Below are 20,109 nucleotides of genomic sequence, written 5' to 3'. Positions count from 1 at the left end.
AGCTGTTGGGATCATGGAATTAGAGAAAAAGCGGGTAAAAATTTCTATTGGTGGGATTACGGTTGAAGCGGAGTTAAAGGCCACACGGACGGCTATTGGCATCTACGAGGCCCTTCCCATTGAGGCGGCTTTAAATCAATGGGGGGAGGAATTTTATTGCAATATCCCGGGGGTAAAAGATCATCGGGAAACTGCAACGACGAATGTCAAAGTTGGTGATGTGGCATTTTGGGGTCTTGGCGGGATGTTCGCGGTATTTTTTGGTCGGACTCCCATGAGTATTGGGGAAGATCCGGTCCCTGCGGATCGCGTGAATGTGGTGGGGCGGTTAATCGATGATCCTCAAATATTACGGCAGGTCGTAGGCGCGACCATGATGAAAGTGGAAAAGGCTTCGTGAACGTATGATGCGGATGAGTAAAGAGCGCATTCGGTTTATTGCGACCGCGATCCTCGAAAAGTTAAAAGATGACCACTTGTTCGAGGTCACGGGTTCCAAAGATCGACTGATTGATTCCCTAGAAAAAGCGATTGATAATGAATTGTCTCTGGAGGATCGACTGAATGCCGAAGTCCGCGGCATGCTTAAACAATATGAAGCTGAATTCGACAGCGGTCGTGCTGATTATCAAAAGATGTTTTTGATGGTGAAAAGTAAACTGGTGAAGGAACGAGGGATTGTTCTGTAAGGAACCTCTGGCTATATTCTCACGGTGAACAAATATGGCGACTGTCTTATCCGATGAAAAGCAAATGCACTTGTCGCATGTGATTCTCCAGGTGTTGGAGAAAACTGCCGAAGGCCGTTTTGTTGGTTCCTCAACACTTCCCTTACGGGAGATCAAGCGAGTGTTGGCCGATCAAATGGCCTTGGAGCAAGAAATCGATAAAGTCGTTCAGGCTCGTCTCCAGTCCTATTCCAAGAAGATTCACGAAGGTACGTCGGAATGGGAAGTGATGTATCAAAAAACTTTTGCGGAGGAACTTCGCAAACGCAAACTTGCTTGAGAAACTTTCCACAACCATAAAAGTGGAGGGCTCGTATGGGCCTCCCCCGCCATTTTTACAAGATGATCACCCTTTGCCTTTCTATGCTATGACTATCATGCTCACAGTTTGTCGATTTTTCCAAAATCTCTTCGGTGGGTTTTTGGGGCTTGTACTCCTGGGCCTCTTGTTCGGTCTTTTCATGCCTTCGGTGCTTGTTGCTGTGGATGAAAAGGTCGCTGGGCGATTAATCGTGGAAGATGTCCTGGCCCGGCCGAGTACACCAGTGAAGCTGCAGGCTCGGCTCGTTCGGGATGGCCCGAAGGGTTTCGTTGGATTGGGAGGGGAAACCATAACCTTTCGTGTTCATGGGCAGAAAGCGGGATCTGCGGTCACCGATAAAGATGGCCGGGCAATTCTCGAGTTTGAAACGCACATGCGTGGGAATCAAAAGATCGTGGGAGAAGTTGAGACTAGTTCCAGAGTCAATCCCGTTTCCGGACTTGGAAACTTTGCTTCCTGGGAACGGCGTAAGCCCATTCTTTTGGTTGACGTTTCCACGCTTCTAAAGGGGCGTAGAGCCTCATCAGTGGGGTCACCTCCTGATGCCAGGACTTTGGGCGAAGCTGATGAGGATGCTCCACGAGAACTCACCAAACTCGGAGAGTTTTATTACAACATCATCTACCTATGGCCTGGAGCAGAGGAGCATATCCTTCTTCTTCGTGATTGGCTTACCGCCCATAAATTTCCTCCGGGAATTACGCGCACCGTCCCGCCTGAGCCTTCCTTGCTGCTTGCCTTCATTGACAACCTGAAAGAGGGTGGGTGGGATCATGTGGAAGCTGGCATTGGTCAGACCAAAGGGTTTGCCGATACCTTGGTGAAAAATCGGATCAAGGCAGTTATCTTTCCCGACTCTTTAAAAAATGAAAAGTTTCCGCATCGTGCCAAAATTATTTCTGAATGGAAGGATATACGGAAACATCTGTAGCATGGAAAGCCTGCATACACAGTCGGTGACCAATTTGGGGCATACTCGTTTTCCCTGTATTAACAAGGAAAGTCCGTTTCGAGTGAGATTGTTATCGTGAAAATTCCAAAATCCAAAACGATTTTTGTATGTCAGGACTGTGGATTTCAAAGCCCACGATGGGTAGGGCGCTGTCCTGACTGTTCTCAGTGGAATTCGTTAAAGGAGGAAGTCACTGCCGGACGAGGCGCGACTGTTGCCCAAAAAGTTTTGCAAGGAGCTGCAGATAAGCCTACGCCGATTACAGAAATTGCGATAGATCCCGAACCTCGGCTCACGACGCAACTTGGGGAATTGGATCGTGTGCTGGGTGGAGGTGTGGTTCCGGGGTCGGTGATTCTGGTGGGAGGTGATCCGGGCATTGGGAAAACCACGCTCCTGCTTCAGGCGTTACAAGGGCTTGGGCAGGGTGGCCAAGCCCTGCTCTATGTTTCTGGGGAAGAGTCACCTCGTCAGTTGAAAATGCGTGGAGATCGGTTAGGGGTGTCGAGTCCGTCTCTCTATATTTTGGCGGAAACGTCGTTGGAGGAGATTTTAAAAACCACTCAGGCGATGAAACCTGCGGCCTTAGTGGTCGATTCTATTCAAACGGTCTTTACCGATCAGATTACCTCGGCCCCTGGCAGTGTGAGCCAGGTACAGGAAGTCGCGTGTCAGTTGATGTGGTATGCCAAGCGCACCTCCGTGCCGGTGTTTATCATTGGGCATGTGACAAAAGAGGGGATGATTGCCGGACCAAAATTGTTAGAACACATTGTGGATACGGTACTGTACTTTGAGGGGGATAAAGGGCACACCTATCGCATTTTACGTGCCGTCAAAAATCGATTTGGGGCCACGAATGAAATAGGTGTGTTCGAGATGAAAGATGGGGGCTTGGAAGAAGTGGCCAATCCCTCCGAGTTGTTTTTGGCGGGACGTCCAGAACAGAGTACAGGGTCGGTGGTGGTTTCCACGCTCGAAGGGAGCCGGCCAATCTTGGTTGAGTTGCAAGCGCTGGTGACGTCAACAGGGTATGCGATGCCTAAGCGCATGGCCAATGGCGTTGAAGTGAATCGCGTTTCCTTGCTATTGGCAGTCATGGAAAAACGGCTTGGGCTGCATTTGTCTGGGCAGGATGTCTATTTCAATGTTGTAGGCGGACTGCGTATTGATGAGCCCGCTATTGATTTAGGAATCGTGGCCGCTGTGGTGTCGAGTTTTCGTGATCAGGTACTGGATGCACATACGCTCTTTTTAGGCGAAGTGGGGTTGGGAGGAGAAATTCGTCCGGTCTCACAAGTGGATATCCGAACGCGGGAAGCTATGAAACTAGGATTCAAGCGGTGCGTGTTGCCAGAGGGAAACCTTGTGAAATGGTCTGGAGTGCCTGGTTTGGAAGTGATTGGCGTTCGGGAAATCGGCGAGGTGTTAGACCAGGTGATGGCCCGTGGGTAAGATTTCCTTTCCCAGGTTTGAACTTGCGGAACATCCTTCTGACGCTCCAATATTTCCCGGCTTTGGGTGTTTCCTACTGTGCTTAATATTACTGTCTAGCTGTACAACCGTCCCAGAACCGACTCCTAGTTCTACCCCGTCTCTGACTTCTGCGCAGATCATTGAAATTTTACATGCTCGGGAGGCCGAGGTAAGTAGTCTTAAAGGCCTGTTTCATGCGGAGATTGATGGCCAGGGAATGGTCTTTGCGCATTCTCTGGACGGGAGCATTTTCTATCAACGTCCAGATCGTTTTCGTATCAAAGGATTTACCCGGTTTGGCGGATTGGTGTTTGATTTTGCGTTGTCTGGAGAATTTTATGCGCTTCGGGTGCAGGATCAGCCGCAGCCCATTTTTGGTGGAATGGATAATTTTCAGGGGTTGGGCGAGCTGCGCCTTCCTGTGTTGCTGAGTTTGCGAGCAGCCGAGGTATTATTAGGGAAACTGCCTCTTCCTGCAGATGGCATCGAATCGATGCAAGAAGGCGAAGATATGTATCAAATTGATCTTCCCCCCGATCAGAAAACCAACACAGTTTCGTTCTCCCGGCGTATTATGATCGATCGAGATTCGTTGCGGGTTCGACAGTTGGAGTATCTTGATTCCCAAGGGTTGCCGGTGGCTTCAATCCAGACTTCGGATTTTCGGCGGGTGCGTGACCGGTCACCTAATGAGTCCGCAACGATTCTGCTGCCGTTTGATGTGAAAGCGGAGGATCGGAAAGAGGCGGGAAGTATTACTTTGGAATTTCGCGAAATTATTGCCAATGAACCATTAAATGAACGCTTGTTTATGCTGACGAACTTTTAAGATCCTTTTAGGGTTGTGTATGACTGTGGAACGAGCGTAATCGTATGAAAATTTTGGCAGTTGAAACCGCGACACGTTGTCACAGTGTGGCGATCGTTGACGATCATCAGGTGTTGGCCGAGGAAACACAGCGTGATTGTGCTTCGCATGCGAGTGTGCTAGTGCCGACTATCGATCGGTTGCTTCAGACGCTTGGACTCTCCTTGGCTCAACTCGATGGGTTGGCTGTATCTTTGGGACCAGGTTCATTTACCGGATTGCGTGTTGGGCTTTCCACGATGATGGGGTTCCGTCTAGCGACCCAACTTCCTTTGGTTACCGTTCCGACTCTGGAAGCTATGGCGTGGAATGTGAAAGGTGAGCCACGGCCAATTTGCCCTATCCTAAAAGCGAGTCGTGGTGAGGTCTATTGGGCAATGTTTCAGTGGCAGGGGGACAATCTTATGCGCGTATCTGATGATTGCCATGGACCTCTGATTCAACTTGTTGAATCTATTGAACATTTCACCGTGTTATTTGGCGAGGGGTGGGAATTCCACGCTTCTGAATTAAAAGAATTATTGGGTGAAAAAGCCATTCCTGGGCCAGATAAAGCGATGCATCCATCCGCCATTAGTGTGGCATTTTCTAGCTTGTCATCCTTCCATTTAAGGCAGTATGCTGGAGAGCATCTTTCCCCACGGTATATTCAACGGGCGGAAGCCGAAGTGCAATGGGAGGCCAAATTTCAGAAAAATCCTGTAATTTCCTGAAACTGCTCAATAATATGGATGTGCAACCTTCCTCTCCTCTGTGTCTGGCCATCAAACCTGCTGATTCCACTCATCTCGACCAGATTTTAGAAATTGAACAAGCGGCCTTTTCTGCTCCCTGGACTCGTTCGATGTTCGATGCGGAGGTGGTCGGGAATCCTTTTAGCCGATTATTCGTCGCGATCCCCATTGATGATCGGGGTCAGCCTGAAGCGATTGTCGGCTATCTTTGCTATTGGATTGTGTTTGAAGAATTGCGACTCCTGAACCTTGCTGTGAGTCAAACTTGGCGGCGGCAAGGCGTAGCGCGTCGCTTTGTGCAATTTGCTCTTCATGAGGCCCAGGGCCAGAACGTGGAGCGGGCGTTGTTGGAAGTCCGCGCGTCAAATTTGGCGGCGCGGTCCTTGTATGATGGATTTGGGTTTCATGAATATGGGAGTCGGGCTGCGTACTATACGAACCCCGAGGAGGATGCTATTCTGATGCGTCTTGAACCTCTAGAGTTTTATGATCTTTTATGATGTGCGTCGTGACCATAAGGGTTGAACTCATAATTCTATCCAAATTATCAAACGCCCATTCCAGGGCACAGAAGGGAGGAACCGTATGCTGACTGACGATCAAATTGCCGAGCACCTCCGTTCCACGAACGCAGATTTTCGGGAGATGGAAGAATCCCATCATCGTCTGGATGAAGAGCTTCAAACGTTATTAAAAAACCATACCCTGACTCCTCAAGAAGAATCCATGAAAAAACAAATTCAAAAAGAAAAACTTGGGAAAAAGGATCGCATGGCGGAAATGATACGAGAGTATCGGAAATCCCAGGAACAGCCCACCTCCTAGGGGTTCAAGGCCGCCGTCTTATTTTTTCTACACAGGGCATCAATCTTTATGGCCTCAGTTGCACATCCTTTATCACGACATATTTCGGATCTGAAACGTCGACTGCTCATTATTGGCGGGACGATCCTGGTGGCTTTTGTCATCATGTTTTCAGTGTCTGCTGAACTGATTGATTGGTTTAAGCGTCCCTTTGCGGATGATTTAATTTTCTATGGTCCGGCCGAAGCTTTATTTGCTTCGGTTAAAATCTCTTTTCTTGCTTCCATTGTGGCGAGTATGCCGATCATTCTTAATCAGTTTTGGCGCTTTCTCCAACCAGCGCTATTGCCTGGGGAGCAACGTTGGGGCATTCCCTTGTTTTTATTGGCCTCGGGGTTTTTTGTCCTTGGTTTGGCTTTTTGCAACCTCGTCATTCTTCCTTTGGTCATCAACTTCTTTGTGAGTTTCGGGTTGGAGCGTGAATTAAAACCGGAATTGGCGGTGGGGACGTATGTGGATTTCAACGTCAAATTTCTTTTGGCGTTTGGTTTTGCCTTTGAGTTGCCACTGACGTTGACCCTGTTATCGCGAGCTGGAATGGTTAACCCTGAACAATTAGCCAAGTATCGTCGTCATGCCGCCATGATGGCCCTGATTATCTCTGCTGTGATTACCCCGGATGCGACCTTATTTACCATGATGTTGATGGCGGTACCCCTGATAGTATTGTATGAGGCTGGCATTTGGGGTGCCAGATGGTTTGGTCGTCGTAAACCTCCGACTTCTGAGGAGTCCGAAGATGAGACTCTTGAAAATGATGAAACCTCTCCTCCTACACAGTCTTAAGGTATGTATTGTCCTCATGATTGAAAATCGTTGGCCCGGAAAAAAATTGGGGTCCTTGTTAGTTTTTTTTGTAGTGCAGGTCGTTCTTTTTCAGGCCAACCCGGGTTTTTCTGGCGATATGCCTCAAGGTCATTTCAATCCCTTTGAAAACCGAGGGCTTGTCGCGCCTAGTATCCAAGCATTAGCTTCGACGGATGCAGGAACGATTTACGCGGGATCGTTTGGCCATGGGGTGTTTGTGAGCCACGACCAAGGCGATTCCTGGACTGCCATGAATGCCGGCCTGGATGATCGGTTTATTCTTTGTTTAGCGATTGATCAGCAAGGGGCCGTGTACGCCGGAACTGTACGGGGCGGAGTATTTCGAACAAACAAAGATGGTGTGTCTTGGGAGTCGATCAGTCAAGGACTCAAGCGTGTGGAAGTGAAATCCTTGTTGGCTCATCAACGAAGTGTGTATGCCGGTACCGGACGGGGGGTGTATCAGTGGCATGAAGCGGATCATTTGTGGGTTGAAAGTGCCAAGGGGTTGGATCAAACTTTGGTTTCGAGCTTGATTATGCTGAAAAACCAGCGCTTATATGCAGGGACCGCGGGAAAAGGTGTGCAGTGGCTTGATACGACCAAACCGGGAACGGCCACGTGGCAAAAAGTGGATGATCAGTTTGTTGATGCGAGCGAACGCCTTCAACATACCCATATTCGTATTCTTGCGAAAAGTGAGGATGAAACAATGTTTGTGGGTACCCAAAATGGTGGAATTTTTCATAGTGTTGATCACGGAATGTCATGGAAGACTTTTGGTCGATCCTTGCCGAATGATTCTATCCGAGGAATCGTCTCCATGAATTCCGGAGTATTTGTGGCCACTGGACGAGGGGTGTATACCACGACCTTACCTAAATCCAAATGGACGGCCGTGAATACTGGGCTGACTGAGCGTGCCATTCAGGTCATGGTGGTGACTCCGCAGGGCGCATTGTTTGCAGGAACAAGTGCCGGAGCGTTTCGTAGTCAAGATCGAGGTGAACATTGGGTGAATGTGAGTGAGGGGATGGGTTCTCAGTTCTCAATGCCTCGCCCCTATTTTTGAACATTATTTTTGCGGTGATAAGGAGTCGGTATGAGTGATGCGAGTCAACCAACAGCGACGATCACGGTGTCTTCCAAAGGGGAAACCTGGGGTGATATTACGTTGAAATTTTATCCAGACGTGGCTCCCAATCACGTGGGTAATTTTTGTAAATTGGCTCGGGAGAAGTTTTATGATGGCGTGACTTTTCACCGCGTGATTCCTGGGTTTATGATCCAGGGGGGCGATCCCAATAGCAAAAATCCCGATCGGTCAACGCATGGGATGGGTGGACCGGGGTATCGTGTAAATGCAGAGTTTAACAATAAGCCTCACACTCGGGGCGTGCTTTCCATGGCGCGTGCTCAAGATCCCAATAGTGCTGGGTCCCAGTTTTTTATTTGTGTCGCCGATGCGGCATTTTTAAATGGACAATATACCGCATTCGGTGAAGTGGAAAGCGGCATGGATGTGGTGGATCGTGTGGTGAGTGCAAAGCGGGATGGGAATGATAATCCGTTTGACCGTATTGAAATGACGGTGACGGTCAATTAACAGCCTATCATTTGTTTGGACTGGCAACTGTCCAGGCTATTCGACTGAAAGGAAACCTGGGGTGAAGGTGGTGGATAGCAGCAGTAGAATATCCTGGAGTAGCATTGTTTCTATTGTTTGTAATCCTTCCTTTGAATAATTTGTTCTTTCCGTTTTTCCCTCTTTTATTTCGAAAGTTTTGAATCTGATTTGCAGGCGCGGGTCCTTCCTCATCGTCGTGAATCTGCCTTTTTCCCTAAATTTATGGAGTAAATTTGGATGGTATTGATAGGTTTAGGTCTATTAAATCTTGGCAATTGGGATAAAAACCCGACAACCTCCAATGGTGAGACGAAAAGGATACGCAGCATGGCGAATTTACCCTAAGGGTTAAGTGGCAGTATTCTGCAAACACTTCGAGGGAAGAGGGGTTTTGTGGTCGAATTCGGATAAAATGAAATTAGGGAAGGAGGAACACTATGGGTAAGAAAAAAATGCTACTGAGTTTCTTTGTTGGAGTTTTCCTCCTTACGGGAACAGGTTCGGCTTTTGCAGCTTTTTGGGATCGTCCTTGTCAGTTCGCGATTGAGGAATTGCAATTTTTACAGAAACAAATTGCCGAGAAAAAGCAAGAAGTTGATCATGCCCGAGTGGCCTCAACCATTCCTGCCAGTTTCTTTTCCGATCAAGTGAAGGATTCCATGGTGAAGGATCAAGCGGCTCAAACAGTAGAAGAACTAAAGTCACTTTTCCAGGATGTAGAGGTAGCGGTCTCTGAATTAAATAAATGGTGCTTAGCAAGTAATAGGGTAGCACAATGATCAACTCGGCAAGCCCAGAATGCCAAAATTTCCATTTTCCGATGATCACAATGAGAATTGCGTCATGAATCAATCTCGAGCTCATGTCATGATCGAGGAAATGGTCAAAGCCATACTGAATGGTCACCCGGGATTTGTGCATGTAGGGAACGTGTGGATGGAGTGGGATGGAGAAACTCTGACCTGGGATATCCCCTTGTCCGAGTGGAATGTAGGGGAGGTGTGGTCTTCGTTGATGGAACGGTCCGCCTATCACCCCGATGTGGAGCGCATTGCTATATGTGCTGAAAGCCTGGCGAATTTGTAGGGAAAACAACAGCCCAGAGGCGAAATTGAGTTCTATAAAGATTGGATTCTTCGGTTATTCCTTTTTAATGGTAAGATATTAATAAATGCTGAATGTTTCACCAAAATCAGTTTGTAAGAAATGCCAGGGGACCCTCGTTCCAGACCAGGAAGTGGACCTGCTGACAGGGATGTCTCTCATAGTGTATCGTTGCATTAATTGTGGGCGGCGAACGAAATTGGAGAAAGATCCTCGTCCCTTGAGTTCCAAACCCGAGGATCGTGACGAGCCGGTCAAAAGTTCCCCCAAACCAGGATCGTGAAAAAACAATATTTCTCCATAATTTGAGTTGTCGGTTTTTCAGGGAAAAGGGGTATTCTATTTATTTCTGGATGTAAAGGGTTTCTAGGTTTTGGCCGATAAACATTCAAAGAGCATCACATCCCTTCCACCTCAAGAGTAGGGAGTAAGATGACAAGTAAACTCGCATTTGTGACCGCGATGGTGTTTATTGCTGTAGTTGTCGGTATCCTGGCCTGTTTTGGCTGGATGCAAGGACATGCATGGTGGCGACGCAAAGAACAGTACGGAAATTCATAGTGATTCCCATCCTGTCTTTTGTGTAAATCATATCTCCTTCCTGTCCCATTCCCAATTAAAACGTCTTCATTTCTTTTGCTAGTTTCCAAACCTGTCACCAGGGCCCAATACTTTTTGGTCCCACAATCAAGGCTCAAATCAGACTTTGTCATTTATTTGCTTGCATTTAGGCATGGCATAGAAATATTTGGAAAAAATTCTATCAACAAATGGAGAATTCTCCTGAAGCCAATAGTTGTTAGATGTTTGTCGCCGGAGGGGAAATAAGGGGAGCGGAAAACTTCTTGGGAAAAGAAGTGGAGCTGGCGAGAGGAATCGAACCTCCAACCGCCGGTTTACAAAACCGATGCTCTGCCGATTGAGCTACGCCAGCCCGCTTTGGAGTTGAAATCATACCACAGTGAAATTAGTCGGTACAGTCGTTGAGGAAATTGAGAATGGAAAATTACTTGAAGAGTGAAGATTCATTAACGATTTCCAAAAATAATTAGTCCATGGTAAGGAGAACTTTAAGCGTTCCTCGTGCTTCGGCATGTTGAATGGCTTTCATCCCTTCATCGAGTGAATATCGAGCATGTATAAGTGGTTCGACCGAAACACGGGTTCGTTTCAGGAGTTCGATGGCTTTTGGGAACGGGCCACACCGAGAACCGACCAAATTAACTTCATTCACTACCAAAGAAGTAAAATCGAAAGTGGTTTGGCCATGATAGGTGGATTTCAGTACCAGAGTACCTTGTGGACGGATCAGTTGATTAGCAAGCTTGAGGCCATCTGGGGAACCGGTGGCCTCGATGACGATGTCAACACCAGGCGTTACTTCCTCGGGTTGCATGGTCGTTTCAATACCTTGTTGCCTGAGTAAGTTCAGTTTTTCTTCGTGTCGTCCGAGGACCGTGAGTTTGCAATTTGTTGTGTGTAATACCTGAGCACAGAGTAGTCCCAGTCTTCCATCTCCGATAATAATCACACGGTCGCTAGGTACAATGGAAATTTGTTCAAGAATTCGGCAGGCAGCTGCCAAAGGTTCGATGAACACCGCCTGGTCATTTGAGATTTCTTCTGGCAAGGAATAAAGATTTGCAATGGGAAGACAAAGATAATCGGCGAAGGCACCATCTCGCCGGTCAATTCCTAATGTTGTCCGGTTTGGGCAATGTGTGAGACGCCCGGCTTTGCAGGTTGGGCAAGATCGGCAAGCGGCGTTAATTTCTCCGACCACTCTTTTACCCTTGAGATGATCGTTGCCTTCGGCTTCTTCAACCGTCCCAACAAACTCATGGCCTAAGTTGCCTTGGAATTCCATATAACCCTTTATTAGCTGAAGGTCTGTGGCACAAATACCGGCTTGGTGCACGCGTACGAGAGCTTCTCCAGCTGGAGGCGTTGGCTTAGGGCATTTGGTGGTGAATTGGAGTGCAGGTGCGAGTTGTATTGCTCTCATGTCCCAAAATTAAGAATATTGGCTTTTAATGTGCAATGTTGGTCAATTGTTTCAATGATGATTTTTTGTTGCTGGATGGCGAAACTTGATTCGCCTTTTGATCACAATACTTTATGATTTTGATAGAACGAAATCGTGTTCTCGCAAGTTAAATAAAAGCCTGGTCGATACGGTATAAAGAGGTCACAGAGACTTTTCTTTGATCCTGGAAATTGCATAAAGGAACTTCTTATGGTTTCAGGCATTTACAGTTCATTGTCTGGGTTGACGGCGGCTCAAAAGCGGATTACGACCGCGGCGCATAATACCGCCAATGCCAATACTGATGGGTTTAAAAAACAACGCGTTCTGCATCAGGAGGTCAAACCTCAGGGGGTTGAGACGGTCGTCGAACAGGTCAATACTCCAGGACCCATCGCCTTCCGCGAAACAGAAAATGGATTGATCCAATTTGAGCAGTCAAATGTAGATTTTGCCGAAGAAGCTGTCAATCTTCTTGTTGGAAAAAGGCATTATGAAGCAAATCTTCGAGCCTTAGATGTTCAAAACAAAACCTTAGGAAGTGTGTTAGATATTCTTGAATAAACCTCCTCTTTCTGCCAACCAATTTCCTCACTCGGACTTTTGAAAGTTTTCAAAGATTATTACTGACTCACCATCAGATTTGGTCTATCTTCCTTTATCAAATATCTAAATATTCAAAAATTCTGATCTGCACTATACTTCTTTTTTCGCCTAGAAAATTCCCAAGGAAGTATGTGGAAATAGATTAGTCACTAGTTCCCAAAATTCTAAGGTGATACCTCTACTCACTTGTGTGTACATTCTGGGGTTTTTTAATCTTGCCCAGGTATGTGCAACTGTGCAAAAGTCTGGACGAAATGCTTAAAAGCAGATAATCAGGGTTTTCTTTGAAGAGCCTACTGAATTTAGTGTAGAATCAAGCAGGTTGTGCCTCGTGAGATAGGCCTTCCATTGCTACGTGGACCTTTTCATTTCTAATCTCTTAGGCCATCAGGGTAGATCGGTCTAAGTCCTTCACTTTAAAGGATAATTTCTTATGATCAAAAAAACCTTTCAGGGATGTCCCAAAGTCAAATGCCTCGGCATGTTGACTGCAATCGCCATCGCAGGATGTTTTGGCAGTGTTGATTTCATCTCCCCATCCCTAGCGAATGGAAGTGTTCCCGAGGCCTTTACTCGTGGATTTTCTGAAATTGTTGAAAGGGTTCAGCCTGCGGTAGTGAATGTGGCGGTGAGCGGGAGGGAAGATCCTGGGGCTCGGAGATTGCCGCCTGGCCCATTTGGAGGGCCTCCCGGAGGAGGACCCCCACCAATGCCCGGACCTCCAGGCCGACCGCCTGGACCTCCAGGCATGAGTGCCGGATCTGGGGTGATCATTAGCCCAGAAGGCTATATCGTGACGAATAACCATGTGGTGGAAGATGCAAGTAAAATTACCGTAACGACGTTTTCAGGGGAGGAATTTCCTGGAACTATTGTTGGGACTGATCCTAAGACCGATCTCGCGGTGATTAAGATTGAAGGCGCGAATTTACCCTTCGTTTCCTGGAGTGCGGATGAAACCCTCAAGGTTGGAGATTTGGTTTTGGCGGTAGGGAGTCCTTTCGGGTTGAAGTCTTCCGTGACGATGGGAATTATCAGTGCCCTAGGGCGAGGTAATGTAGGCATCACGGAATATGAAGACTTTATTCAAACCGATGCTCCAATTAACCCCGGGAATTCCGGGGGGCCGCTGATCAATATGAGAGGTGAAATCATTGGCATTAATACTGCCATATTTTCGAGAACCGGTGGTTCTGAAGGTATTGGATTTGCCATTCCCGTGGATATCGTCAAAGATATTTCTACGAGCCTCATTCAAAGCGGGCGAGTGGTACGGGGTTGGATGGGTATTGCCATCCAGGAAATGACTCCCGCCCTAGCCCAGTCCTTTCAACTCCCGGAAACTCACACCGGTGGGGTTTTGATTAGTGAAGTTCATGAAAATGGTCCTTCAGCCAAAGGTGGACTCAAACGGGGTGACGTGATTCTTGAATATCATGGCGAGAAACTTAAGGACGTCAATCATCTGCGTCATATTGTTGCGAGAACGCGTGTGGGCGATGATGTGAAAATCAAAGTCCTGAGGGATGGGGCGGAAACCATGCTTACGGTGAAAGTTGGTGAACGGCCAACTGATGAACTTCTCGCGAGAAATGGTGGAGAAGCTCCTCAGCCAAGTATGGAAAAATTGGACAATGTTCTGGCTGGATTGTCAGTGGAGGCTCTCACTCCCGAATTAAAGAGTCAGTTGAAACTTCCGGAACAAACCGTTGGTGTGGTCGTCAAAGATGTCCAGGCAGGTAGTGCAGCTGCCGACGCAGGATTGCAGCAAGGTGATGTGATTCAGGAAATCAATCGAGAGGTTATTACCAACCTTGCCGATTATCAAAGCGTAGCTTCCAAAATTGAGAAGAAATCTTTGGTGGTTTTGTTGTTAAGTCGGCGAGGCAACAATTTATTCGTTGCCGTGAATCCTGACTAATGACGGTGAACATTTTTCCTGAGACCATGATAGGGGAATCCTGTCATGGTCTCAAAAGTTTTTGATATATGGCAAAAGAGTCTCGATTCTCAAAATGGCTTCAAGATACGGTATTTAATCCTCTCGAGGATAAAAAAATGCCGATCATGGAACATTTGCATGAGTTCCAGGCTCGGCTGACCAAAGTTGTCATTGTTGTCGCCCTGTTTTTTGTCGGGACGTTCTTTTATGCGGATACCCTGGTGCAATGGTTGCGGGTTCCGTTGCAAAATATGTTTGTTCCCGGCACCTTGGAATGGATACCCACCGATCTCCCGAAGATTCCCTTTGTATTCTTATCTCCTGCTGAAGCGTTGTGGCAAAACTTAAAGGTCGCGGCGTTATTCGCGCTGGTTCTTGCGACGCCATATATTTTGTGGGAAGTCTGGGCATTCGTGATGCCAGGCCTCCACGTTCAAGAACGACGTTTTGTTGCACCTTTTGTGATGACCAGCGCCCTAGCGTTTTATTTGGGATTGGCGTTTTGTTTCTTTTTTGTTCTGCCCTTTGCGCTGAATTTTTTAATTTCCTATGGGGTGCAGGCAGGGTTCATTCCTCAACTATCTATTGCAAGTTATGTAGGGTTTGCCCTGTGGTTTTTGTTGGTATTTGGGCTGACCTTTGAAGTGCCCCTCGCCTTAACCCTGATGGCCAAATTAGGGTGGGTTGATGCACCTTTTCTGAAGCGTTATCGAAAATGGGCATTTCTTGGGGCGTTTTTATTCGCGGCCATTTTGACGCCCACTCCTGATCCCTTTAATCAATGCCTTATGGCCTTGCCCATGTATTTTTTCTATGAAGTGGGCATTATAAGCGCGGGATTCTTTAAAAAGCCTAAACCCGAAGAGGAAGTTGGCGCTCAACCCCCGGCAACCACTCCAAAAAGTGGGTCTGGTGGATTACGTCCACAATCGGCTACTGCTGGGACTTCATCAGGTGGCGACGACGATTATGTGGGTGTCCCGTAGCATCAGATAATTGAGATGAGTAAATGATTCGAGCCGCGATCATTGTTGTGAGCAGTAAAGTTTATAGTGGGGATTCACCGGATAAGGGACGTGCCGATCTTGAACAATATTTGAGTGATCATGATGTCCAGGTGGTGGCCTATGAAATCGTCCCCGATGATCGGAAAGAGATTCGCGAGTGTTTAGTGTCTAACTGCCTCACGATTGTCCCTCAAGTGATTTTCACGTTAGGTGGAACAGGCGTTCGTCCTACGGATTGGACCCCCGAAGCAACTCGTGAGGTCATTGACAAAGAGATTCCCGGAATCGCCGAGGTGATGCGAGTTGAAAGTCTAAAGAAAGTCAAAACCGCAATGTTATCGAGAGGAACAGCCGGTATTCGTGGATCGACACTCATTGTGAATCTTCCTGGAAGCCCCAAGGCGGCGAAAGAGAATCTCGCAACCTTTATCCCGATCCTTGAGCATACGGTGGAAAAAATTTCGAAGATCACGCAACCCATTTCTTAAGTGGAGATAAGATAAGCAAGACTGGATTTATAGTTTACGTTATTAGCCTTTTGGGATATCGGAGGGATATATGCCTGGCGATTTGAAAATGTTTCAGCCCGCACCCAGTGCGGAAGACAGTTGCACATACATGTGGGCGTGTGCCATTTGCGATGAAAACGAAACTTGTCAAAAAGACAAAGAAGGTCATAGCCGCTGGCTGGTGAACAAGCGCATGGAACGGATCGATTATAAGATCCTAGTCATGAGTAATAAAGGAGGAGTGGGAAAAAGCACCGTTTCCACGAACTTAGCAGTGAGCTTGGCATTAAAGGGTTATGAAGTCGGTATTTGTGACATGGATATCCATGGCCCCAATATTCCTAAAATGGTGGGCGCGGAAGGCGAACGACTCAAGATTAGTACAGGTGGCGGGATTATTCCCTTCCAGGCGTACAATATGAAAATTGCGTCAATGTCCTTTTTGCTTCAGAACTCCGATGACCCGATTATTTGGCGAGACGCCTATAAATTCGAATTTATCAATCAATTGCTTGGTGGCGTGGAATGGCAAGACCTGAATTTTCTGATTGTGGATTTGCCGCCGGGAACGGGGAATGAATCGGTGACCACCATAGATTTGATCGGTGAAGTAACAGGCTGCGTGATTGTCTCGACACCCCAGGAAGTGGCCCTTTTGGATGCACGGAAATCCGTGACCTTTGCCAGAGACAGCGAGTTGCCCATTATTGGGATTGTCGAAAATATGAGTGGTTTGGATTGTCCGCATTGCCATAAAGAGATAGAGGTGTTTCGAAAGGGCGGCGGAGAGGCATCTGCCCATGATATGGGTGTGCCATTTTTAGGAAGAATTCCGCTCGATCCCGATATTGTGAAACAAAGTGATTTTGGTGAACCCTACGCCATGTTTAATTCTGATCTGCCGACCGCAGAAGCTTTTCACAGTATTGCAAATCAAGTGGATGATTTCTGTAAGAAAAAAGGTTCCCTGGTTCAAATTGCGACGAAAAGTCCGTTTAAAAAAGTCACAAAATAATTTTTTAAAAGAGATTCCATTCTTATGTCTGGTTTAACACTCCTTCGTGACGCTCAGAAAATTGTGCTAGATGCCACCACGACCCTTGGCTGTGAGAAGGTCAGTCTGCTGGAGGCTATTGGTCGTGTCTTGGGTGAAGATATTATTGCGCCCCGCGACAATCCACCGTGGAATAATTCGGCCATGGACGGGTTTGCCGTTCGTTGGGATGACATCAAGAAGGAACATGAAATTACCAAGCCGGCGGAGTTGAAAATTATCGAGGATGTCGCGGCAGGAGCAGTGGCGACCAAATCCGTGGGGCCTGGTGAGGCCATTCGGATCATGACCGGGGCTCCGGTTCCTGATGGTGCCGATACCGTTGTCCGCGTGGAATATACCGAACCCTCGGAAACCAGCGTGCGGATTTTTCAGCCTGAGCCCAAGGGTATGAATATTCGCCCCAAGGGTGAAGATGTCAAGGAAGGGGAGTGCATTATCTCTAAGGGTACGCAACTTGGGCCTGGCGAGATTGGCATGCTGGCGATTTTAGCCAAGTCGTTTGTGTTGGTGCATCAACGCCCGCGAGTGGCTATTCTTTCCACTGGTGACGAGCTGGCCGATCTCGATGAAAAGTTCGACGAGAACAAAATAGTCAATTCCAATAGCTACGGAATTGCCGCGGGTGTGCAAGAAGCCGGAGGCATTCCGGTCTTGTTGGGGATTGCCAAAGATACTCCAGAATCTTTGAAAGAGAAAATTTCCCAAGGGTTAGGATGCGACATCATTGTGTTATCGGGTGGGGTGTCCATGGGGGATTATGATTTCACCAAGGTCGTCTTTGGGGAATTGGGCGCGGATATGCATTTTTGGAAATTGGCGATCCGTCCTGGGCAGCCATTAGCCTTTGGAAAGATTCAGGGGAAGTTGGCATTTGGCCTTCCCGGAAATCCGGTTTCCTCGATGGTGACCTTTGAGCAACTCGTGCGCGTCGCCATGATGAAAATGGGGGGGCATCGGCAGCTGTACCGCCCCACCGTGAATGCCGTGTTTAAGGAAAAGTTTTCCAAACACCCAGATCGTCGACATTTTCTACGAGGGATCGTGGCCCATGAAGATGGCCAGCTGACGGTAAAAACCACCGGACCTCAAGGGTCGGGCATCTTAACCTCCATGGTCAAAGCCAACGGTCTCATCGATGTGGCTGAGGAAATTGAGAAGGTGAATCCCGGTGATATGGTGAAAGTACAGGTGTTGAGCCGTATTACCTAACTTCCGGCTGATGCTTTTCGCTGTGTCTTGAGAACAGTTGGTACAGCGATTATTCATTTCATAAGTCTGATCTGTTCCAGAAAAGTGTTGTTATATGGCGCCATCGATTTTGAGTTTTGCGGGCCGCTCGAATAGTGGAAAAACCACCCTCATCGAACGAGTGATTCCGGCTTTGGTTCGTGAAGGCTATCGCGTCGCGACGGTCAAGCATGCCGGGCATGGGTTTGAATTAGATACCGAGGGAAAAGATAGTTGGCGCCACAAGCAAGCCGGGGCCAGTGCCGTGGTCGTCCTTTCCAAGGGTAGTATGGCCATGTTTGCGGATGTGTCGGAGGAAATGAAAGTGGAGGAGGTTCGGGATCGATTTTTAGATTCCCAGATCGATCTGATTATTGCCGAGGGATGGAAGTCCGAAGGCTATCCCAAGATCGCCGTCGTTCGTGAAGCACTGAATGAATTGAATACCTCGTTGGATGGGTTGCTCGCCATTGTCTCCATGAAGCCCATCGAGGCACCGGTCCCATGTTTTGATCGTGATGATATCGAAGGAATCGCTCAACTGATTATACGAAACTATCCAAAACCATCGTCAACATAACTGATGAATCGAAGGACCGTGACTTTCCTGGTGGTGGCTATAGGCGTCTTGGCCGTCGCTGGGACCGCTGCCATTCCCCTCACCAATCATCCTGAATTTTGTGGCTCCTGTCATACCATCCGCCCTTCCGTGGAAAGTTGGAAAACCTCTTCACATAAAGATGTGACCTGCGTGGATTGTCACGTTCGGCCAGGGCTTCATGGATTTATTGAGGACAAGGTGCTGGCGGGGCTAGGCGATGTGGCGATCACATTCTTTGGAACCCCCACCGAACCCCATAATCTCCAAGCCCATGTGGATTCAGACGTGTGCCTTTCCTGTCATCGTGCCATCCTCCGAGTGTCTGAGAAGCCTCCTCGGGATTTGCCGTCACCTGTCAAAGAGGTGGGGTTAGTCATGAGTCACCGGAAACATATGGAAGCCTTTCAGGACCGTGGCCAGGGAGAAGGGTGTACGACCTGTCATAGTCGTGTGGTCCATGGAAAACCGGTAAAAGGGTATCCTATTGTCATTCCTCGTGGACATATCGAGGTTGACTTACAACCGCATTATCCCGATCATCCAGAGGGTTCCGTGCTCTGGAAATCAGCCCTGGCCGATTGTGCGCGGTGTCATGATGGGCAATCCACGCATGCCGGGAAGGTGCTGAGTAAGGAATGCGAAACTTGTCATCTGCCCGATAAAATTGGGGACTTTCTGTTTTAACTCCACGTTCGCCTATGTCTTCTCCTATTGTCCAAGTTCAACAATTGACCAAACGGTTTGGCGATTTTACCGCGGTGGATCAGGTCTCATTTGAGATCCAGCCAGGGGAGACCGTCGGCCTGCTGGGACCAAATGGCGCAGGAAAAACCACGACGTTTCAGATGTTGTTGGGAGTCGTCACGCCAACGGCAGGGTCTATTCAGATGTTTGGCTTAGATCTGATGCAACATCGGGAAACCATTCTGCGACAGGTCAATTTTTCTAGCACGTACATTTCCATGCCCTATGCGTTAAGCGTGGAAGAAAACCTTCGCGTCACAGGGAAGTTATACGGCTTGCCCGATATTAGCCGTCGAATCGATGATGTCGTGAAAAAACTTGAAATGGAAGATATTCGACACAAGCTCACTCGGAAGCTGTCCTCCGGGCAAATGTCTCGGCTCACGTTAGCCAAAGCCGTCATGACTGAACCGAAAATATTATTTTTGGATGAACCCACGGCGAGCCTCGATCCGGACATTGCCCATAAGATCAAGGCTTTTTTAAAAGAATATCGGGATACCTCTGGATTGAGCATGTTGTATACCTCCCACAACATGCGAGAAATGGAAGAAATGTCCGACCGCATTATATTTCTCCAACGCGGAAAAATCGTGGCGCAAGGCACGGCTCAAGAGGTCGTCACCCAGTATGGAGAAGATGATCTGGAACAAGTGTTTCTGAAAATCGCTCGGGATCGATAAGGGAATATGTTGAATGGATCGGAGGGGTTGAACGTGCCATAAACTCGAAATGTGAATATCGAAATCCGAAACAAATCCGAAATCCAAAACCCGAATGCTCCAAACAGAGTATACCGACTTATATAAACAGGGGTATTTTTATTTTATTCTCGTCCATTTGAACATTCTAATTTGTTTCGAATTTCGATATTCGAGTTTAGGATTTATTCATCGTATCTCTTTGCA

The 20,109-nt window shown here is 47.7% G+C and carries 25 protein-coding genes and 1 tRNA gene; 24 read left to right on the top strand and 2 right to left on the bottom strand.

Translation table 11 applies throughout. From position 1 onward, the window contains the following. Positions 1-13 precede the first annotated feature (13 nt). From PPG34_RS03390 to PPG34_RS03320, 15 genes are all read left to right on the top strand, one after another. Positions 14-400 carry a cyclophilin-like fold protein gene (locus PPG34_RS03390; RefSeq protein WP_313831730.1) on the top strand — a complete coding sequence of 129 codons (387 nt, stop codon included), beginning with the start codon at positions 14-16 and terminating at the stop codon, positions 398-400. 4 nt (positions 401-404) lie between these two features. Then, positions 405-689, top strand: a complete 285-nt coding sequence (locus tag PPG34_RS03385; protein WP_313831729.1) for a DUF507 family protein — start codon at positions 405-407, stop codon at positions 687-689. A 34-nt stretch (positions 690-723) separates the two neighbouring features. Continuing rightward, positions 724-1,008, top strand: coding sequence for a DUF507 family protein (locus tag PPG34_RS03380; protein ID WP_313831728.1), 285 nt, complete (start codon positions 724-726; stop codon positions 1,006-1,008). A gap of 181 nt (positions 1,009-1,189) precedes the next feature. After that, complete coding sequence (locus tag PPG34_RS03375) at positions 1,190-1,981, top strand: hypothetical protein (protein ID WP_313831727.1); 792 nt, start codon at positions 1,190-1,192, stop codon at positions 1,979-1,981. Positions 1,982-2,083: 102 nt separating this feature from the next. Continuing rightward, positions 2,084-3,457, top strand: coding sequence for a DNA repair protein RadA (gene radA, locus PPG34_RS03370; protein WP_420888080.1), 1,374 nt, complete (start codon positions 2,084-2,086; stop codon positions 3,455-3,457). Beyond that, entirely contained in the window at positions 3,450-4,307 is an 858-nt protein-coding gene (locus PPG34_RS03365; RefSeq protein ID WP_313831725.1) for a LolA-like protein, read from the top strand. The genes radA and PPG34_RS03365 overlap by 8 nt, the downstream gene beginning before the upstream one ends. 44 nt (positions 4,308-4,351) lie before the next feature. Next, positions 4,352-5,059, top strand: a complete 708-nt coding sequence (gene tsaB, locus PPG34_RS03360) for a tRNA (adenosine(37)-N6)-threonylcarbamoyltransferase complex dimerization subunit type 1 TsaB (protein WP_313831724.1) — start codon at positions 4,352-4,354, stop codon at positions 5,057-5,059. Next, entirely contained in the window at positions 5,020-5,580 is a 561-nt protein-coding gene (gene rimI, locus PPG34_RS03355) for a ribosomal protein S18-alanine N-acetyltransferase (RefSeq protein ID WP_313831723.1), read from the top strand. The genes tsaB and rimI overlap by 40 nt, the downstream gene beginning before the upstream one ends. Before the next feature lie 85 nt (positions 5,581-5,665). Beyond that, on the top strand, positions 5,666-5,905 hold the full coding sequence (locus PPG34_RS03350) for a DUF465 domain-containing protein (protein WP_313831722.1): 240 nt from the start codon (positions 5,666-5,668) through the stop codon (positions 5,903-5,905). 48 nt (positions 5,906-5,953) lie between these two features. After that, positions 5,954-6,730: a twin-arginine translocase subunit TatC gene (gene tatC, locus PPG34_RS03345; RefSeq protein ID WP_313831721.1), complete on the top strand. Its 777-nt coding sequence runs from the start codon at positions 5,954-5,956 to the stop codon at positions 6,728-6,730. Further along, entirely contained in the window at positions 6,684-7,823 is a 1,140-nt protein-coding gene (locus PPG34_RS03340) for a ligand-binding sensor domain-containing protein (protein ID WP_313831720.1), read from the top strand. Before tatC (PPG34_RS03345) ends, PPG34_RS03340 begins: the two co-directional genes overlap by 47 nt. A 30-nt stretch (positions 7,824-7,853) precedes the next feature. Further along, entirely contained in the window at positions 7,854-8,357 is a 504-nt protein-coding gene (locus PPG34_RS03335; RefSeq protein WP_313831719.1) for a peptidylprolyl isomerase, read from the top strand. Between the two features lie 458 nt (positions 8,358-8,815). Further along, positions 8,816-9,157 carry a hypothetical protein gene (locus tag PPG34_RS03330; RefSeq protein ID WP_313831718.1) on the top strand — a complete coding sequence of 114 codons (342 nt, stop codon included), beginning with the start codon at positions 8,816-8,818 and terminating at the stop codon, positions 9,155-9,157. Positions 9,158-9,221: 64 nt separating this feature from the next. Beyond that, positions 9,222-9,464: a hypothetical protein gene (locus PPG34_RS03325; protein WP_313831717.1), complete on the top strand. Its 243-nt coding sequence runs from the start codon at positions 9,222-9,224 to the stop codon at positions 9,462-9,464. Between the two features lie 450 nt (positions 9,465-9,914). Beyond that, the gene (locus PPG34_RS03320) at positions 9,915-10,043 is read left to right on the top strand and encodes a hypothetical protein (RefSeq protein WP_313831716.1); all 129 of its coding nucleotides are present in this window, start codon (positions 9,915-9,917) and stop codon (positions 10,041-10,043) included. A gap of 297 nt (positions 10,044-10,340) precedes the next feature. Here the strand turns inward: PPG34_RS03320 and PPG34_RS03315 are convergent. Continuing rightward, a tRNA-Thr gene (locus tag PPG34_RS03315) sits at positions 10,341-10,416 on the bottom strand. A gap of 114 nt (positions 10,417-10,530) precedes the next feature. Next, entirely contained in the window at positions 10,531-11,487 is a 957-nt protein-coding gene (locus tag PPG34_RS03310; protein ID WP_313831715.1) for an MDR/zinc-dependent alcohol dehydrogenase-like family protein, read from the bottom strand. A gap of 231 nt (positions 11,488-11,718) precedes the next feature. Between PPG34_RS03310 and PPG34_RS03305 the strand changes: the two genes are divergently transcribed. The 9 genes from PPG34_RS03305 (at position 11,719) to PPG34_RS03265 (ending at position 19,884) form a co-directional block, all read left to right on the top strand. Continuing rightward, entirely contained in the window at positions 11,719-12,072 is a 354-nt protein-coding gene (locus tag PPG34_RS03305) for a flagellar basal body rod C-terminal domain-containing protein (RefSeq protein WP_313831714.1), read from the top strand. Between the two features lie 475 nt (positions 12,073-12,547). Further along, on the top strand, positions 12,548-14,035 hold the full coding sequence (locus PPG34_RS03300) for a Do family serine endopeptidase (RefSeq protein WP_313831713.1): 1,488 nt from the start codon (positions 12,548-12,550) through the stop codon (positions 14,033-14,035). Positions 14,036-14,103: 68 nt separating this feature from the next. Beyond that, entirely contained in the window at positions 14,104-15,042 is a 939-nt protein-coding gene (tatC, locus tag PPG34_RS03295; protein ID WP_313831712.1) for a twin-arginine translocase subunit TatC, read from the top strand. 23 nt (positions 15,043-15,065) lie between these two features. Continuing rightward, positions 15,066-15,551: a MogA/MoaB family molybdenum cofactor biosynthesis protein gene (locus tag PPG34_RS03290; protein ID WP_313831711.1), complete on the top strand. Its 486-nt coding sequence runs from the start codon at positions 15,066-15,068 to the stop codon at positions 15,549-15,551. A gap of 70 nt (positions 15,552-15,621) precedes the next feature. After that, positions 15,622-16,587: an Mrp/NBP35 family ATP-binding protein gene (locus PPG34_RS03285; RefSeq protein ID WP_313831710.1), complete on the top strand. Its 966-nt coding sequence runs from the start codon at positions 15,622-15,624 to the stop codon at positions 16,585-16,587. 24 nt (positions 16,588-16,611) lie between these two features. Next, positions 16,612-17,838: a molybdopterin molybdotransferase MoeA gene (locus tag PPG34_RS03280; RefSeq protein WP_313831709.1), complete on the top strand. Its 1,227-nt coding sequence runs from the start codon at positions 16,612-16,614 to the stop codon at positions 17,836-17,838. Between the two features lie 94 nt (positions 17,839-17,932). Then, the gene (gene mobB / locus PPG34_RS03275; protein ID WP_313831708.1) at positions 17,933-18,436 is read left to right on the top strand and encodes a molybdopterin-guanine dinucleotide biosynthesis protein B; all 504 of its coding nucleotides are present in this window, start codon (positions 17,933-17,935) and stop codon (positions 18,434-18,436) included. Positions 18,437-18,439: 3 nt separating this feature from the next. Then, on the top strand, positions 18,440-19,141 hold the full coding sequence (locus PPG34_RS03270) for a cytochrome c3 family protein (RefSeq protein ID WP_313831707.1): 702 nt from the start codon (positions 18,440-18,442) through the stop codon (positions 19,139-19,141). A 14-nt stretch (positions 19,142-19,155) separates the two neighbouring features. Beyond that, on the top strand, positions 19,156-19,884 hold the full coding sequence (locus tag PPG34_RS03265; protein ID WP_313831706.1) for an ABC transporter ATP-binding protein: 729 nt from the start codon (positions 19,156-19,158) through the stop codon (positions 19,882-19,884). Positions 19,885-20,109 lie beyond the last annotated feature (225 nt).

It is taken from the genome of Candidatus Nitronereus thalassa, assembly GCF_032191465.1.
GTDB classification, from domain to species: Bacteria; Nitrospirota; Nitrospiria; order Nitrospirales; family UBA8639; genus Nitronereus; species Nitronereus thalassa.
The sequence above is the reverse complement of the archived record's forward strand: the minus strand, read 5'-3'. Positions and strand labels throughout refer to the sequence as shown.